At 62.1% G+C, this 14,182-nt stretch carries 15 protein-coding genes; 9 read left to right on the top strand and 6 right to left on the bottom strand.

The window, feature by feature from the left end:
* Together wrbA and arsC are read right to left on the bottom strand one after the other, a co-directional pair.
* Nucleotides 1-597 carry an NAD(P)H:quinone oxidoreductase gene (gene wrbA / locus BM186_RS20920; protein WP_074918091.1) on the bottom strand — a complete coding sequence of 199 codons (597 nt, stop codon included), beginning with the start codon at nucleotides 595-597 and terminating at the stop codon, nucleotides 1-3.
* Nucleotides 594-947 (bottom strand): arsenate reductase (glutaredoxin), encoded by a 354-nt coding sequence (arsC, locus tag BM186_RS20915; RefSeq protein ID WP_074918089.1) that lies wholly within the window; start codon nucleotides 945-947, stop codon nucleotides 594-596. Before arsC ends, wrbA begins: the two co-directional genes overlap by 4 nt.
* Before the next feature lie 141 nt (nucleotides 948-1,088).
* Between arsC and BM186_RS20910 the strand changes: the two genes are divergently transcribed.
* Together BM186_RS20910 and BM186_RS20905 are read left to right on the top strand one after the other, a co-directional pair.
* On the top strand, nucleotides 1,089-2,306 hold the full coding sequence (locus tag BM186_RS20910; RefSeq protein ID WP_074918087.1) for a YihY family inner membrane protein: 1,218 nt from the start codon (nucleotides 1,089-1,091) through the stop codon (nucleotides 2,304-2,306).
* A gap of 223 nt (nucleotides 2,307-2,529) precedes the next feature.
* Nucleotides 2,530-2,730 carry a hypothetical protein gene (locus BM186_RS20905; protein WP_074918085.1) on the top strand — a complete coding sequence of 67 codons (201 nt, stop codon included), beginning with the start codon at nucleotides 2,530-2,532 and terminating at the stop codon, nucleotides 2,728-2,730.
* Between the two features lie 48 nt (nucleotides 2,731-2,778).
* On the opposite strand, the gene BM186_RS20900 is transcribed toward BM186_RS20905, so the two are convergent.
* Together BM186_RS20900 and BM186_RS20895 are read right to left on the bottom strand one after the other, a co-directional pair.
* Nucleotides 2,779-3,171 (bottom strand): hypothetical protein, encoded by a 393-nt coding sequence (locus BM186_RS20900; RefSeq protein WP_072425409.1) that lies wholly within the window; start codon nucleotides 3,169-3,171, stop codon nucleotides 2,779-2,781.
* A 114-nt stretch (nucleotides 3,172-3,285) separates the two neighbouring features.
* Nucleotides 3,286-4,692 (bottom strand): pilus assembly protein PilZ, encoded by a 1,407-nt coding sequence (locus BM186_RS20895; protein WP_072425408.1) that lies wholly within the window; start codon nucleotides 4,690-4,692, stop codon nucleotides 3,286-3,288.
* Between the two features lie 30 nt (nucleotides 4,693-4,722).
* Here BM186_RS20895 and BM186_RS20890 point away from each other — a divergent pair, with 30 nt between their 5' ends.
* The 5 genes from BM186_RS20890 (at nucleotide 4,723) to BM186_RS20870 (ending at nucleotide 9,510) form a co-directional block, all read left to right on the top strand.
* A complete protein-coding gene (locus BM186_RS20890; RefSeq protein ID WP_072425407.1) occupies nucleotides 4,723-5,196 on the top strand; it encodes a TlpA disulfide reductase family protein in 474 nt (157 codons plus the stop codon).
* Between the two features lie 101 nt (nucleotides 5,197-5,297).
* Complete coding sequence (locus BM186_RS20885; protein ID WP_074918083.1) at nucleotides 5,298-6,470, top strand: MFS transporter; 1,173 nt, start codon at nucleotides 5,298-5,300, stop codon at nucleotides 6,468-6,470.
* A gap of 112 nt (nucleotides 6,471-6,582) precedes the next feature.
* A complete protein-coding gene (locus BM186_RS20880) occupies nucleotides 6,583-7,188 on the top strand; it encodes an outer membrane beta-barrel protein (RefSeq protein ID WP_074918082.1) in 606 nt (201 codons plus the stop codon).
* Between the two features lie 265 nt (nucleotides 7,189-7,453).
* Nucleotides 7,454-8,131 carry a response regulator transcription factor gene (locus BM186_RS20875; RefSeq protein WP_017679011.1) on the top strand — a complete coding sequence of 226 codons (678 nt, stop codon included), beginning with the start codon at nucleotides 7,454-7,456 and terminating at the stop codon, nucleotides 8,129-8,131.
* Between the two features lie 32 nt (nucleotides 8,132-8,163).
* A complete protein-coding gene (locus BM186_RS20870; protein WP_162843950.1) occupies nucleotides 8,164-9,510 on the top strand; it encodes an ATP-binding protein in 1,347 nt (448 codons plus the stop codon).
* A 39-nt stretch (nucleotides 9,511-9,549) separates the two neighbouring features.
* On the opposite strand, the gene BM186_RS27005 is transcribed toward BM186_RS20870, so the two are convergent.
* Both BM186_RS27005 and BM186_RS20860 read right to left on the bottom strand, forming a co-directional pair.
* The gene (locus tag BM186_RS27005) at nucleotides 9,550-10,860 is read right to left on the bottom strand and encodes a methyl-accepting chemotaxis protein (RefSeq protein ID WP_074918080.1); all 1,311 of its coding nucleotides are present in this window, start codon (nucleotides 10,858-10,860) and stop codon (nucleotides 9,550-9,552) included.
* Between the two features lie 116 nt (nucleotides 10,861-10,976).
* Complete coding sequence (locus BM186_RS20860; RefSeq protein WP_074918078.1) at nucleotides 10,977-11,975, bottom strand: AraC family transcriptional regulator; 999 nt, start codon at nucleotides 11,973-11,975, stop codon at nucleotides 10,977-10,979.
* 163 nt (nucleotides 11,976-12,138) lie between these two features.
* Between BM186_RS20860 and BM186_RS20855 the strand changes: the two genes are divergently transcribed.
* Together BM186_RS20855 and BM186_RS20850 are read left to right on the top strand one after the other, a co-directional pair.
* The gene (locus tag BM186_RS20855) at nucleotides 12,139-13,278 is read left to right on the top strand and encodes an acyl-CoA dehydrogenase family protein (RefSeq protein ID WP_074918076.1); all 1,140 of its coding nucleotides are present in this window, start codon (nucleotides 12,139-12,141) and stop codon (nucleotides 13,276-13,278) included.
* A 23-nt stretch (nucleotides 13,279-13,301) separates the two neighbouring features.
* On the top strand, nucleotides 13,302-14,123 hold the full coding sequence (locus tag BM186_RS20850) for an amidohydrolase family protein (protein ID WP_074918074.1): 822 nt from the start codon (nucleotides 13,302-13,304) through the stop codon (nucleotides 14,121-14,123).
* Nucleotides 14,124-14,182 lie beyond the last annotated feature (59 nt).

Here is a 14,182-nt window from a genome sequence, read left to right as displayed (position 1 = left end):
TCAGCGCTCCAGTTTGCTGGCAGTTTGCGCCAGGCGTTGACCCAGTGCACGGCACAGGGCGATTTCATGTTCGTCCAGCGCGCGTTTACCGTCGCCACCCGCATGGTGGCTGGGGCCGTAGGGCGTACCACCGCCGCGGGTTTCGAGCAGGGCCGATTCGCTATAGGGCAGGCCGCAGACCAGCATGCCGTGGTGCAACAGAGGCAGCACCATCGACAGCAGGGTGGTCTCCTGGCCGCCATGCAGGCTGGCGGTGGAGGTGAATACGCCTGCCGGCTTGCCGACCAGTTCGCCGGTCAGCCACAGGTTGCTGGTGCCATCGATGAAGTACTTGAGTGGAGCGGCCATGTTGCCGAATCGGGTTGGGCTGCCCAGGGCCAGACCCGAGCAGTTCTTCAGGTCATCTAGGGTGGCGTACATGGCGCCGTCCTCCGGCACGCTCGGCGCAACGGCCTCACATTCGCTGGATACTGCCGGCACCGTGCGCAGGCGTGCCTCCAGGCCGGCCATCTCGATGCCACGGGCAATCTGTTTGGCCATCTGTGCGGTGGCGCCATGGCGGCTGTAGTAGAGGACGAGGATATAAGGCGCGCTCATGCCAGTAGCTCCAGCACTTTTTCCGGCGGGCGACCGATCACGGCCTTGTCGCCAGCGATGAGGATCGGGCGCTCGATCAGTTTGGGATGTTTGACCATCGCTTCGATCAGCTGAGCTTCGCTCAAGCTGGAGTTGGCCAGGCCCAGTGTCTTGTATTCGTCTTCACCTGTACGCAACAGGTCGCGGGCGGCGATACCCAGCTTGCCGAGCAGGCTCTTGAGTTCGTTGGCGCTGGGTGGCGTTTCCAGATAGCGCACTACTTGCGGTTGCAGGCCGCGGGTTTCGAGCAGCTCCAGAGCACCGCGGGATTTCGAGCAGCGCGGGTTGTGGTAGAGGGTCAGGTCGGTCATGGTGGCTCGCATCCGGCTTGAAGTGGCGGCTATTCTAACCGCCTGATGCGCGGATGCACGCAAACCGCTGGGCCGCTTTGCTGCGACCTTTTCACGCGGCGTATTGTCTGTCTGTTTAGGTTTGAGGGCTAAGGAGAGGTCATGCAGGTTCGTTTTAAGGACTGGCTGGGGTTCTGGCTGAGTCTCTATAAGCGTTTCGTGGAGAACCGTGGCGCCGGCAACGCAGCGGCGTTGACCTATACCACCCTGTTCGCCGTGGTGCCGATGATGACCGTGACCTTCGCCATGCTTTCGGCCATTCCGGCATTCAAGGGCGTGGGCGAGGACATCCAGGGGTTCATCTTCAACAACTTCGTACCTTCCACTGGCGAGACGGTGCAGGAATATCTGCGTGAGTTCACCACCCAGGCGCGGCAGCTGACCTGGTTTGGCGTCGGGCTGCTGGCCGTCACCGCCTTCCTCATGCTGGTAACCATCGAGAAGACCTTCAACGTGATCTGGCGGGTGCGCCAGCCGCGTCGCGGCATGTCCAGTTTCCTGCTGTACTGGGCGATTCTCAGCCTCGGACCTTTGTTACTGGGTGCAGGTTTTGCGGTCAGTACCTATATCGCCTCGCTGTCGCTGATTTCCGGTCCGGACGCAGTGGTCGGCGCCAAGACGCTGCTTGCCTTCACGCCGTTGCTATCGAGCATTGCGGCCTTCACCTTGCTCTATGCGGCGGTCCCCAATACTCGGGTGCCCTTGCGCCATGCGGTGCTGGGCGGCTTGTTCAGCGCCGTGCTGTTCGAAGTGGCCAAGGCGCTGTTCGGCCTCTACGTGCGCCTGTTTCCCGGTTATCACCTGATCTACGGCGCCTTCGCCACGGTGCCGCTGTTTCTGGTGTGGATCTATCTGTCCTGGTTGATCGTGCTGCTGGGCGCCGAGCTGGTGTACGGCCTCTCGCAACCACGGCACTGGCGTCGCGAACCCATCCCCAAGGGACTGGTTCTGCTGGTGGTGTTGCGCCTGTTGCTCAAGCGCCAGCAGAAGGGCGAGGCCCTGCACTACGGCGATATGCAGCGCGCTGGCTGGCGTTTGCCGGAAGACGAGTGGAGCCAGGTGATGGACTTTCTCGAGCGTGAGCACCTGGCTTGCAAGGCCAGCGGCGGCGGCTGGGTGCTGTGCCGTGATCTGCACAATTTTTCCCTGCATCAGTTGCTCGAGTGCAGCCCGTGGCCGTTGCCGACTCTGTCGCAACTGCCCGCTCAGCTCGACGAACCCTGGTATCCGGCATTGCGCGAGGGACTGGAGCGCCTGCAAGCGGAGCGCGAGGAGCAGTTCGGAGTCAGTCTGGCGGACTGGTTACCGGGAAAGGGCTGAGCAAACTTGCGCGACATTGTGGGCGACAGTAAATGAGAGAAGGCGCCGAAAAGGGGTGACAAAAAACGTCAGTTTCAGGCGTTGCCTAGGCCTGCTGTGATCTGGGCGCAGGGGCAGGCGTCAATGAATACGTTACAGAAGGCCTGGCACACTTCTAGCAACTGCAAGGTCAGTTGCTATCGAACTGCCAGCAGGGCAGGGATCGCTGAGGACGCAGGCAGTAATGACGGTAAAAAACAGGGTAATCCACCTTCATCGACGCGATCCGCAGGAAGCGCTGACGCGGCTCAATCGAATCACCGGGCTGCACTTCGCACGCTGGCCGGAGTCGCTGCTCGAGCACGTGGCTGCCGAAAACCTGCAGCCAGACGCTGACGATTCAAGTCCGCAGGCCGCGCCCAGCCCTGGAGTTTCCTCCGGCTGAAAGCAAAACCCCGCGTCGATGCGCGGGGTTCGATGTTGCATTTGTGGTTCAGGCCATGGCCTGGCGGCTCTCGCTGTTGGCCAATTCGACGGCCTGAACGAAGAACTCCTCGACTACCAGGCTCTGCGCCGGCACCGCCGAGCGCAGGCGCACCTGCATGTCTTCGATCTTCAGTCGTACTGGCATGCGAGCGATTCCGGAGAGCAGGATCTTGCCATGGGCATTGACCTTGCCGTGGTCGACATTCACCTCGCGACGCTTGTCCCCGTCGCGGTAACTCACCAGCAGCGACACCGGCAGATTGGCCAGCCCCGGCAGTTGCAGCCAGGTGGCGACGTTGTATTCGGCTACGCGCCCCTCGTAGGGCGTGACCAGCAGGTGAGCGACGTCGACGATGCGCGAGGGCACGGAGCCAATCAGCTTGTCTTGCGCTTGGGACATGGTGAAATTCCAGGCTGGGTGAGACTTGAGTGCCAGGAATTATAAGCAGCCACCTGCTGGCGAAACTGTGCACTCGGCGGACAGGCCGCGTGACTGGAGTCGCAGTTTCGCATATCAGGCCAGGCGCAGCGGGTGACGGGTAACCGATGAGGTCTGCAGGTTGCTGTCGGGCAGCGGCAGGATCGCTTGGTTATGCACGCTGGCCAGTTGCAGCCAGAGGTGCTCGCCGGAGCTGAACTGGCCGTTGGGCAGCCACAGTCCGTGGTGCCAACCGTTGCCCGGTGCCGGGGTACTCTGCAGCACGCCTGGATGAGTCTGTGCATTGGGGGCGCGGCGCAGCCAGACAGGCCGAGGCAGGCCTTTGAGATAGCGCAGTCCGAGGTGCAAGCCTTCGTTATTGAGATGACGCCAGCGCACCAATGCCAGAGTCGGTGTGCCATTGGTAAGCAGTAGAACCAGTTGCCCGACCTGCAGTTGTCCGCCCTCGTTGGCGTTGCACAGCAGGCGCGCGCCACCTGGGCTGGCATCGAGAATCTGCGCCTCGGTGCGTTGCGGCAGCTTGTCCAGCAATTGCGCATGAATGGCCGGCAGGCCCACCACCAGACTGCACTGCCCGTCCAGTTCGGCGCGTTCATGGCGACGTTGCTGGCGCCCCAGCCAGTGCTGGCGTACCCGTTCGAGCAACTGGCGTTCCTGCATGCTTTGCAGTGGCGCCGGTTCATGCAGGGCGATCAGCAGCGCGCCCAGTTCGAAGCGGCGCAGGTTGGCGGCTTTGCCTTCGATACGCTGTTCGAAACTCAGGCAGGCCTGTGATTCGCTAAGATCGACTATCGGGCCTTCGGCGTCGTCTTCTTCGTCCCAGGCTTGCAATCTGGCCAGCGCCGCCAGAGGTGCCAGCGCGCTGAACAGGGTCAGGCATTCGCCTTCGTCGAGATGGAAGGGATTGCTCAGGGCCAAGAGCAGCATCTGCTGGTAAAGGCCGCGCAGGGTACTGGCCGGTTTCGGCTCGAAGGCCGCCGCCACTGGTTCGTCCAGACACTGCTGATGCTCGCCGATCCAGTACAGCAAGTGGCTGTCGCGCCAGAGCGCTGCAGGTGGCTCCTGGTACAGCTGGTAGTGGCGCAGCAACTGCTGGGCCAGGAAATGCTGGGCCATGTACAGGCACCAGGCCAGGTGTGGCATCGACGGCTGGCGACCCTGCAGGATTTGCAGCAGCAGGCGTTTGAAGCCGATCGCCAACTCGCCGCAGAAACGCACGAACAGCGTGCTTGGCGGATGCTGGCGATTGGCAAGGCTGGCGTAATGGCGGTACTCATCACTGAAGTTTTGCAGCGCACGCTGCCTTTCCAGTAAGGTCAGAGCGCTGCGATTGAGCGAAAACAACAGGCCCAGCACTTGTTGCAGGCCGTTTTCCGGCTCCAGGTGGCGAGCTGCCGCGAGTCGTTGAGCGATTTCCGCCGGCGATACGCTGTTGTCCTCGCGGATGTCCGGTACTTCCAGGCGCAGGGCATCCAGCGTCATATCAACCCCGGGTGGACGAGGATCGAGTACATGGGCTTAGGGCTCCGGAGTTTCGGCAAGGCTGTTATGGGTATCTGCGCCGGTCTGCTGCTGACGGCTTGTGCCGAAGATTACGGCCTTGATCAGCATGGACGAAAGGTAACGGCTGAGAGCCTGGATGGCCAGTGGCTAGTCATTAATTATTGGGCTGAGTGGTGTGCGCCGTGCCGCACGGAAATTCCCGAACTCAACGCCCTGGAAGAACAGCTGAAAACCCAGTCGGCGCGGGTAATCGGCGTCAACTTCGATGCCCTGCAGGGCGATGACCTCAAGCGTGCCGCGGACAGTTTCGACATTCGTTTCACCGTGCTGGCGCAGGACCCGGCGGCGCGCTTCGAGCTGCCGCGCAATGACGTACTGCCGGTGACCTACATTGTCGACGCCGATGGCAGGCTACGTGAGCGCCTGGTAGGCGAGCAGACGTCGGCAGGATTGCAGGCGCGTCTGAAGCAGTTGCGGGAGTAGTGACGCCGAGAAAAACCGCTGCGATGGGCAGTCGTGGTGATAGGTAGCATGCTAAGCTTTTGCTCCGGCCGAACCTGCGCCGTGCTTCATGAGTCTGCCTGATGTCCGCTACCCACCTTACCCGTGGCAGCGCCGGTTATCGGCGCGCCACCCTGGCGCTGTTCTGCGCCGGTTTCGCCACCTTCGCCATGCTCTACTGCGTGCAGCCGCTGCTACCTCTGCTGGCGGCGCACTTTCGCGTTTCTGCGGCCAGCAGCAGCTTGGCGCTGTCGCTGACCACGCTGAGCCTGGCGTTGTGCCTGCTGGTATCCGGTGCGCTGGCCGAGAGCTGGGGGCGCAAGCCGGTGATGGCTGCGGCGCTGGGGTTGGCAGCGGTTCTGGGGGTCGCCTGCGCACTGGTGGAGGAGTGGGGCAGCCTGCTGATTCTGCGCGCTCTGCTGGGGCTGGCGCTGAGCGGTTTGCCCGCGTTGGCCATGGCCTATGTCGGTGAGGAGTTCGACCCCGAAGCGCTGCCGGCGGCTATGGGGCTGTATATCGGTGGTACGGCGCTGGGTGGGCTGCTCGGGCGTTTGTTGGCGGGGTTGCTCAGTGATCTGGGTGGTTGGCCCTGGGCCCTTGGTGGAATTGCCGGGCTCGGGCTGCTGGCATTGGGCCTGTTTCTCTGGCTGTTGCCGCCCTCGCGGCATTTCACGGCTCAGCCGCTGTCCTTGCGTGGGCTGCTGCGCAACTTCGCCCTGCACCTGAGCAACCCGCGTCTGCGCGTGCTGTTCGCCCTGGCATTCCTGCTCATGGGCGGCTTCGTCGCGCTGTTCAACTACGTCGGCTTTCGCCTGGCCGGTGCGCCATTCAATCTGTCGGCGACGGTGATCGGTCTGCTGTTCACCGTCTATCTGCTGGGCATCTTCAGTGCCGGTTGGGCAGGGCGCCTGGTGCCACGCTTCGGCGCTCGCCAGGTGTTGCATGGCGGCATCGGTCTGATGCTGCTGGGGGTAGTCCTGTGCGCTGCGCCCTGGCTGAGCGCTGCGGTGGTGGGGCTGGCGCTGTTCACCCTGGGTTTCTTCGCGGCTCATGCGGTTGCCAGCGGGCAGGTCGGTATCCATGCGCAGGGGGCCAAGGCGCAGGCCTCGGCGCTATACCTGTGTGCCTATTACCTTGGTTCCAGCCTGGTGGGCTACGTTGGTGGTTATGTCTGGGAGCACGCCGGCTGGCTGGCGTTACTCGGCGTTCTGGCCACGTTATTTATCCTCGCCAGCGCTCTGGTACGGCGTATCTAGGCTGTCTGCCGCTCGTTCAGTGCAGGTTCAAGGAGGGTTCAGGAGGGATTCAGTAGTCTTCCCGCAGACTTGTTGCCGAGTTGATCAAAACTGCAACGAGAGGAACGATTCAATGAAAATCACCCTGAACCGTATCGCATTCGCTACCTGCCTGGCCCTGGGCGCAACCGCTGCCCAGGCCAACGACAATTTCGTCGGCCTGACCTGGGGTCAGACTGACAACAACATCCAGAAATCCAACGCGCTGAATGCCAACCTCGGCAATCCCAAGTTGGACAAAGTGATCGATGGCGAGGGTACCTGGGGTATCCGTGCCGGCCAGAAGACCGCCGATGCTCGCTACTACGCAACTTACGAGAATGTTTCCGACAGTCACAATGGCTACAAACTGCGTCAGCAGAATCTGCTCGGCAGCTACGACATGTTCGTCCCGCTGGGTAGCAACAACACCAAGCTGTTCGGTGGTGTAACCGCCGGCCTGGTCAAACTCGAGCAAGAGAGCCGCGGCTTCTCCCGTGACAGCGACATCGGATTTGCTGCAGGTTTGCAGGCCGGTATCCTGCAGGAACTGAACAGCAATACATCGATCGAAGCCGGCTATCGTTACATGCGTACCAACGCCAGCACAGAAATGGCACCGCATGGCGAAGGCAAGGCTGGTTCGCTGGATCTGCATAGCAGTTCGCAGCTCTACCTCGGCGCCAACTTCGCCTTCTAATGGCGGCTTAGCGTTATCAGGCCGGGCATCAGTCCGAGTGAAAACCAGCGAGCGAAGGTCAGGCAAGGCGCAACGACCAGCGGGAGTAACAACCGAAGGTTGGCCCGAAGGGTGAGCACCAGCGAATAAAGCCGGCGAAGAAGCGCAGTTTACGACTTGTAAATGAGCATTCTGAGCCGGGTTTTAACGCAGCATGGCCGAGCGCAGTAGTTTTCACACCGACTGATTTGCCCGGCCTTCGTACAACTGAAAAAGGGGGAGTCTCATGAAATTGCTGGTGGTGGAGGATGAGGCGTTGCTGCGTCACCATCTGTTCACTCGCCTCAGTGAAAACGGGCATGTGGTGGATGCCGTGCGCACCGCCGAAGAAGCACTGTACCGAGCTGAGTCCTTCAATCATGACCTGGCCCTGGTCGACCTCGGTCTGCCCGGTATGAGCGGTATCGACCTGATCCGTGAGCTGCGCAGCCAGGACAAGAACTTTCCAATCCTGATCCTCACCGCGCGCGGCAACTGGCAGGACAAGGTCGAAGGCCTGTCCTGCGGCGCCGACGACTATGTGGTCAAGCCGTTCCAGTTCGAAGAGCTGGAAGCACGCTTGAACGCGCTGCTGCGACGCTCCTCTGGGTTCACCAAGTCAACCATCGAGGCAGGTTCGCTGGTGCTGGACCTCAACCGCAAGCAGGCCACAGTGGATGAACAGTCGCTGCAACTGACGGCCTACGAGTACCGCATCCTCGAGTACCTCATGCTGCATCACCAGCAGGTGGTGGCCAAGGAACGCCTGATGGAGCAGCTCTATCCGGGCGATGACGAGCGTGACCCCAATGTCATAGAGGTGCTGGTTGGCCGCTTGCGGCGCAAGCTGGAGGCGGTGCTGGGCGGCAAACCGATAGAAACCGTGCGCGGCCAGGGCTACATGTTCAACGAGCGCTGCAAGTGAGTCGAACGCGCGCCGTTCTGCGCAAGCTGCGCATGCGTTTCGGTTCGCTGCGGCTGCGCCTGATGCTGGCAAGTGCCGCACTGGCGATGCTGTTCATGCTGTTGCTGATGCCCGTACTGCAGGGCGTATTTCTCATGGCCCTGGAGCAGACCGTGGAGAAACGTCTGGCCTCCGATGCGGCTGCGCTGATATCTGCTGCGCGCATCCATGATGGCCAGTTGCACATGCCGGACAAGATGCCCGACGAGGAATTCGACAACCTCGATTCGCACCTGCTGGGCTTCATCTTCGACCGTGAAGGCCAGATGATCTGGCGCTCACGTTCCTCCATCGACGAGTTGGTGCGCTACCTGCCACGCTACGATGGTCGCGGTCACGAGTTCATCCGCATTCGCGACGACAGCGGCCAGGAATATTTCGTATACGACGTGGAAGTGGATTTGCTGCGTGGTGACCAGACCGCGCTGAGCATCGTGACCATGCAGCCGACGCGCGAATACCAGGGGCTGTTCAACGGCTTTGCCTGGCAGCTGCGACTTTGGCTGGGCATCGCCCTACTGGTATTGCTGGGTCTGCTCTGGTTTGGCCTGACCTGGGGCTTTCGCAGTCTGCGCGGTCTCAGCGACGAGCTCGATGGTGTGGAGGCCGGTACCCGCCAGCGCCTGAGTGACGAACACCCACGCGAACTGCTGCGCCTGACCAACTCCCTTAACCGCCTGCTCGACAGCGAACGGCGTCAGCGCGAGCGTTATCGCGACTCACTGGAAGACCTTGCCCACAGCCTGAAAACACCACTCAGCGTGTTGCAAGGCATAGGTGAAACCCTCGCCGCTCAGCACGAGAATCGCGAGCAGGCGCAACTGATGCAGGCGCAAATCGAACGCATGAGTCAGCAGGTTGGCTATCAATTGCAGCGCGCCAGCCTGCGCCGCAGTGGCCTGGTACGTCATCGCGAGCAGGTCTGGCCGGTGCTCGACGGCTTGTGCCGCTCGCTGGACAAGGTCTACCGCGACAAGCGCGTCGAAGCGACGCTGGAAGTTCCCGAGCACAGTCAGATCACCATGGAACGTGGCGCGCTGATGGAGCTGCTCGGCAACCTGCTGGAGAACGCTTACCGCCTCTGCCTGCATCGCGTACGCGTCAGGCTGCAACCCCTGGCTGGCGGTTGCCTGATCACCATCGAGGACGACGGCCCCGGTGTACCGCAGCAGCAGCGTGAGCGGGTGCTACAGCGCGGCGAGCGTCTGGATGCACAGAATCCGGGGCAGGGCATCGGCCTGGCGGTGGTGGAAGACATCGTCGAAAGCTACGACGGTGAATTGAGCCTGGAAGATTCCGAATGGGGCGGTGCCTGCTTCAGGGTGCGGTTGTACGACTGACGGCAGTCGTTACTGCTGCAATGCTGCGCTCCGGCGGTATTACAACTGCGTCGCAAAGCGCTCCACCGCATTGACCACGTGCTTGGCACCATCCTGAATTTCGGCGATCACTTGTCCGGCCTGAGCGGAAAGCTCCAAGCCGCGCTCCGCCTGGGTCTTGCCGCGGTCGATCAGCTCGACCGCGCGTTCTGCCAACTGCTGGTTCTGTCCGACCACCTGGGCGATTTCTTCCGTCGCTGCACTGGTACGCGAAGCCAGTTGGCGAACCTCATCGGCCACCACGGCGAAACCACGGCCCTGCTCGCCGGCGCGCGCCGCCTCGATGGCGGCATTGAGGGCCAGCAGGTTGGTCTGGTCGGCGATGCTGCTGATGTTCTTGACGATGGAGCCGATGATCTGCGACTGCTTGTCCAGCGCCTCGATGCCCTGTGCCGCTTCCTGCATGCGCGCGGACAGTTCACGCATGGCATCGAGCATCTGCTGCACTACAGTCGCGCCGTTCTTGGCGCTATCGTCCGTGCCTTTCGAGGTCTCGAAGGCGATGCCAGCGGCTTCGGCCACGGCGCTTTCTCGGTTGACCTGGTCGGTGATCACGGTGGCGAACTTCACCACCTTGTAGAGGTTGCCTTGAGCGTCAGTGACTGGGTTATAGGACGCCTCCAGCCAGACTTCCCGGCCGTGGGCATCGACTCGCTTGAAGCGTCCGGTAACGAATTCTCCGCGGCGCAGTTGTTCCCAGAAGCGTTGGTACTCCGGCGAGTTGACCATCGCAGGGTCACAGAAGATGCGGTGATGCTTACCCTTTATCTGCGCGAGGTTATAACCCATGGCGTCGAGAAAGGGCTGGTTGGCTGTGTCGATCTCACCGTCGAGATTGAACTCAATCACGGCGGTGGAGCGTTGCAGCGCCTTGACCAGGTTTTCATGTTCGCGTGAAGTCTCGATGGTGCGCGTCAGGTCGCTGGCATAGATCGAGAAGGACTGCAGTTGGTTCTGGCTGTTGCGTATCGGCTGTAGGATCGAGCGCAGCCAGGCCTCCTCGCCATTACCCCGTTTGAGGCGGATCACCCCGGCCAAGTGTTCGCCGCGTTCGAGGGCATGACGAACCCGGTGAAAGAAGTCCTGGTTACGCAGGTGATTCGGTATCAGCTCCAGCAGAGGGCGGCCGAGGATCTGATCGGCGCGGTAGAGCATCTCTTTCTCGAAATTGGCATTGACCGAGAGAAAGCGCCCCTGCGGGTCGAGGGAGGCGGCGATCATTTCTTTGTCGAGGCTGTCGCGCACCTGCTCGAAAAGCGACAGTTCTTCGCGCAATGCTTTTAACTCTTGCTTCAGTCTGGTCGTGAACATCGTGGCAGGCCTTTGCCGGGGGGGATAATGATGCTGAGGTCATCAATTTAATATCTAGGGCATAATCGGTCAGACCGCCAATGCAAATGTTTCCGCATATGGCTGAGCGAATTGGCTCATCCCTCCTGTGCCCGATAAGCCCCTGGTGTCAGCCCCGTCCATTTCTTGAACGCGCGGTGAAAGGCCGAGGGCTCGGAGAAGCCGAGTTGTTCGGCGATGTCCTGAATCGCCAGTTCGTCGCGGCCCAGGTGGTAGATGGCGAGGTCGCGGCGCAGATGGTCCTTGAGTTCCTGGAAGCTGGTGCCTTCCTCGCGTAAGTGACGACGCAGGGTTTGCGGGCTGGTGTGCAGTTGTTGGGCGACCTGCTCCAGGTCCGGCCAGGTGCGGCAGTCGCGGCCGAGCAGGCGACGAATCTGGCTGATCAGGCTGTCGCCGCTGTCCGGGCGGGCCAGCAGGTCGGCGGGGGAGTGCTCCAGGAATTGCTTGAGCGTGCGTTCGTCCTGTAGCAGAGGCATCGCCAGGTAGCGGGCGTGGAACAGCAGGCTGTTTTGCGCGGCGGCAAAACGTCGATTGCAGGGGAACAGCAGCTCGTATTCGGCGGCATGCGCGGGTTCGGGGTAGGCGAAGGTGGCTTCTTCCAGGCGGATGCGCTGGCCGATCAGCCAACTGCCGAGGCGGTGCCAGATCACCAGCAGGCTCTCCACCAGAAAATGATCCGGGTCCCATAGCGTGCTGTCGTCCACGCTCAGGCGTGCCCAGTCGCCTTCGCGTTGCAGGCTGATGCCTGGTGCGTCGGGAAACAGGCCGTAGAACATCGCGCCACGGCTCAGGGCTTTTTCCAGGCTGCGGCAGTGGATGATGGCGTGGCCCATCATGGCGAAGGTGCCGCGTTTGCTCGGCTGGCGGCCGAACCCGAGGTATTCGTCGTCCAGCGCTTCCCAAAGCAGTTGCATCAGCCGGGCGAACTGTTCCGGGGCGATGCGTGCGCGCGGCTCGACCAGCACGGCGCTCTGGATGCCAGCCTGACGCAGTATCAGCTCGCAGGCCAGGCCCTGGCGATCCGCACCGCGCAGGGCGGCGCGGACGAAGTGGCTGGCAATGGTGCGTTCGCGCATGCTGGGTTTCCGAAAGCGAGGGTGGTCGATGGTAGGCAGTTGCTCCCAGCCAGGGCAAGCCAACCGAGCGATTGGGTCAACCGAGGCTGAGCGCATGGGTCATTGAGAGGCGGCGGGGCGGCCCTTAACCTCAAGGGCATAACAACAGCGGAGGACCCGCCCCATGCAACGCAACCATTTCGACACCGAGCACAACCTGTTCCGCGACGCTTTCGCCGCGTTTCTAGATAAAGAGGTGGTGCCGCATCAGGAGGAGTGGGAGGCCGCTGGGGTGGTTGATCGCAGCGTGTGGCGCAAAGCCGGCGAGATGGGTTTTCTGCTGCCCTGGGCGGACGAGGAGTACGGCGGTGCCGGGCTCAAGGACTTTCGCTACGAGCAGATCATGTGCGAGGAGCTGGCGCGCATCAACGAACCGGGTTTCATGATCCCGCTGCACTCGGCATTGTGCGGCCCCTATATCGCCGAGTACGGCACTGCCGAGCAGAAAGCGCGGTTGCTGCCGGGCATCATCAGTGGCGAGACCATCCTGGCGGTGGCGATGACCGAGCCGTCAGCGGGCTCCGACCTCGCCGGCATGCGCACCACGGCGGTGGACAAGGGCGATCATTGGCTGCTCAACGGCTCTAAGGTGTTCATCTCCAATGGCTATCTGGCCGATGTGGTGATAGTCGCAGCCAAGACCGACCCGGCCAACAAGCACGCCATGGGCCTGTTTTTGGTGGAGCGCGGCATGGCGGGTTTCGAGCGCGGCAAGAAACTGAAGAAGCTCGGCATGCACAGCCAGGACACCGCCGAGCTGTTCTTCAACGACGTCAAGGTGCCCAAGGAGAACCTCTTGGGCGATGCCAAGGGCGGCTTCTTCTACCTGATGAACATGCTCGCCCAGGAGCGCCTGACCAATGCCTGTGGCGCGGTGGCCGGCGCCGAGGCGGCCCTGCAGACCACCATCGAGTACGTCAAGGAACGCCAGGCCTTCGGCCGCCCGGTGGCGCATTTCCAGAACACCCGTTTCAAGGTGGCCGAGATGCGCACCCAGATCGACGTGGCCCAGGTGTTCACCGACCGCTGCGTGATGGATCACAACCAGAAGAAGCTCAGTGCAGAAGTCGCCGCAGAGGCCAAACTGTTCACCACCGAGCTGCTCTGCAAGGTGGTGGACGAGGGTGTGCAGCTGCATGGCGGCTGGGGCTACATGTGGGAATACCCGATCTGCAAGATGTACGCGAACGCGCGCATCCAGCGCATCTTCGCCGGTACCTCGGAAATCATGAAGGAAATCATCAGCCGCGGTATGAAGCTGTAGCGGCCGTTTGACGGAGAGTGGATATGAATCTTGCGATTGACGCATGGGCTCAGCCCGCCGGTGGCCAACTGCGCGAGCGCATGCCGGAAGTGGCGCGGCTATTCGAGAAGTCCGGCAGTGCGCACCTGCTGGATGTGCGACTCGGTCCCGAGGAGACCATCGCATTGATGGACGAGGCGGGTGTCGACAAGCTGATGCTGGCCGCCTGGTGCCGCCCCGAGGGTTGGGTGTTCAGCAACGATGATATCGCCGAGTTTACCCGGGCCTTTCCCGAGCGCTTCGTCGGCGTGGCTACTGTCGATCTGAGCAAGCCGATGGCCGCCGTGCGCGAGCTGGAGCGGGCCGTGCACGAGCTGGGCTGCAAGGCACTGCGCATCGTGCCCTGGCTGTGGAAGTTGCCGCCGAACGACCGGCGCTACTACCCGCTGTACGTGAAGTGCATCGAGCTGGATATTCCCTTCTGCACTCAGGTTGGCCATACCGGCCCGCTGCTGCCGTCGGAAACCGGGCGACCGGTACCCTATCTGGACGAGGTGGCGTTGGACTTCCCGGAGCTGCGCATCGTCGCCGGGCATATTGGCCATCCTTGGACGGACGAGATGATCGGCGTGGCCTGGAAGCACGATAACGTCTTCATCGATACCTCGGCCTATCTGCCTCGTTATTACCCGGCGCAGCTGCTGCATTACATGCAGAGCTACGGCGCGCACAAGGTGCTGTTCGGCAGCAACTTCCCCCAACTGTCCCTGAGCCGCTGCATGGCCCAGGTCAAGGAACTCGGTCTGGCCGCCGAGGTGGAGGCACAATTTCTGTACGGTAACGCCCGCCGGGTGTTTGGCCTGTAATGTCCGACTGATCGATACACCCCCGGCGCCATGCCGGGATCTGCCGCTGGCCCCGCACA

Origin of the sequence: Ectopseudomonas toyotomiensis (genome assembly GCF_900115695.1) — a bacterium.
GTDB lineage: Bacteria > Pseudomonadota > Gammaproteobacteria > Pseudomonadales > Pseudomonadaceae > Aquipseudomonas > Aquipseudomonas toyotomiensis.
The sequence above is the reverse complement of the archived record's forward strand: the minus strand, read 5'-3'. Positions and strand labels throughout refer to the sequence as shown.

What these genes read in the sequence shown, in the direction of transcription:
- BM186_RS20885 (WP_074918083.1), top strand. Translation starts at nt 5,298, where the DNA reads ATGTCCGCTACCCACCTTACCCGTGGCAGCGCCGGTTATCGGCGCGCC.
- BM186_RS20875 (WP_017679011.1), top strand. Translation starts at nt 7,454, where the DNA reads ATGAAATTGCTGGTGGTGGAGGATGAGGCGTTGCTGCGTCACCATCTG.
- wrbA (WP_074918091.1), bottom strand. Translation starts at nt 597, where the DNA reads ATGAGCGCGCCTTATATCCTCGTCCTCTACTACAGCCGCCATGGCGCC.
- BM186_RS20880 (WP_074918082.1), top strand. Translation starts at nt 6,583, where the DNA reads ATGAAAATCACCCTGAACCGTATCGCATTCGCTACCTGCCTGGCCCTG.
- BM186_RS20900 (WP_072425409.1), bottom strand. Translation starts at nt 3,171, where the DNA reads ATGTCCCAAGCGCAAGACAAGCTGATTGGCTCCGTGCCCTCGCGCATC.
- BM186_RS20855 (WP_074918076.1), top strand. Translation starts at nt 12,139, where the DNA reads ATGCAACGCAACCATTTCGACACCGAGCACAACCTGTTCCGCGACGCT.
- BM186_RS20890 (WP_072425407.1), top strand. Translation starts at nt 4,723, where the DNA reads ATGGGCTTAGGGCTCCGGAGTTTCGGCAAGGCTGTTATGGGTATCTGC.
- BM186_RS20895 (WP_072425408.1), bottom strand. Translation starts at nt 4,692, where the DNA reads ATGACGCTGGATGCCCTGCGCCTGGAAGTACCGGACATCCGCGAGGAC.
- BM186_RS20860 (WP_074918078.1), bottom strand. Translation starts at nt 11,975, where the DNA reads ATGCGCGAACGCACCATTGCCAGCCACTTCGTCCGCGCCGCCCTGCGC.
- BM186_RS20905 (WP_074918085.1), top strand. Translation starts at nt 2,530, where the DNA reads ATGACGGTAAAAAACAGGGTAATCCACCTTCATCGACGCGATCCGCAG.
- BM186_RS20910 (WP_074918087.1), top strand. Translation starts at nt 1,089, where the DNA reads ATGCAGGTTCGTTTTAAGGACTGGCTGGGGTTCTGGCTGAGTCTCTAT.
- BM186_RS27005 (WP_074918080.1), bottom strand. Translation starts at nt 10,860, where the DNA reads ATGTTCACGACCAGACTGAAGCAAGAGTTAAAAGCATTGCGCGAAGAA.
- arsC (WP_074918089.1), bottom strand. Translation starts at nt 947, where the DNA reads ATGACCGACCTGACCCTCTACCACAACCCGCGCTGCTCGAAATCCCGC.
- BM186_RS20870 (WP_162843950.1), top strand. Translation starts at nt 8,164, where the DNA reads ATGCGTTTCGGTTCGCTGCGGCTGCGCCTGATGCTGGCAAGTGCCGCA.
- BM186_RS20850 (WP_074918074.1), top strand. Translation starts at nt 13,302, where the DNA reads ATGAATCTTGCGATTGACGCATGGGCTCAGCCCGCCGGTGGCCAACTG.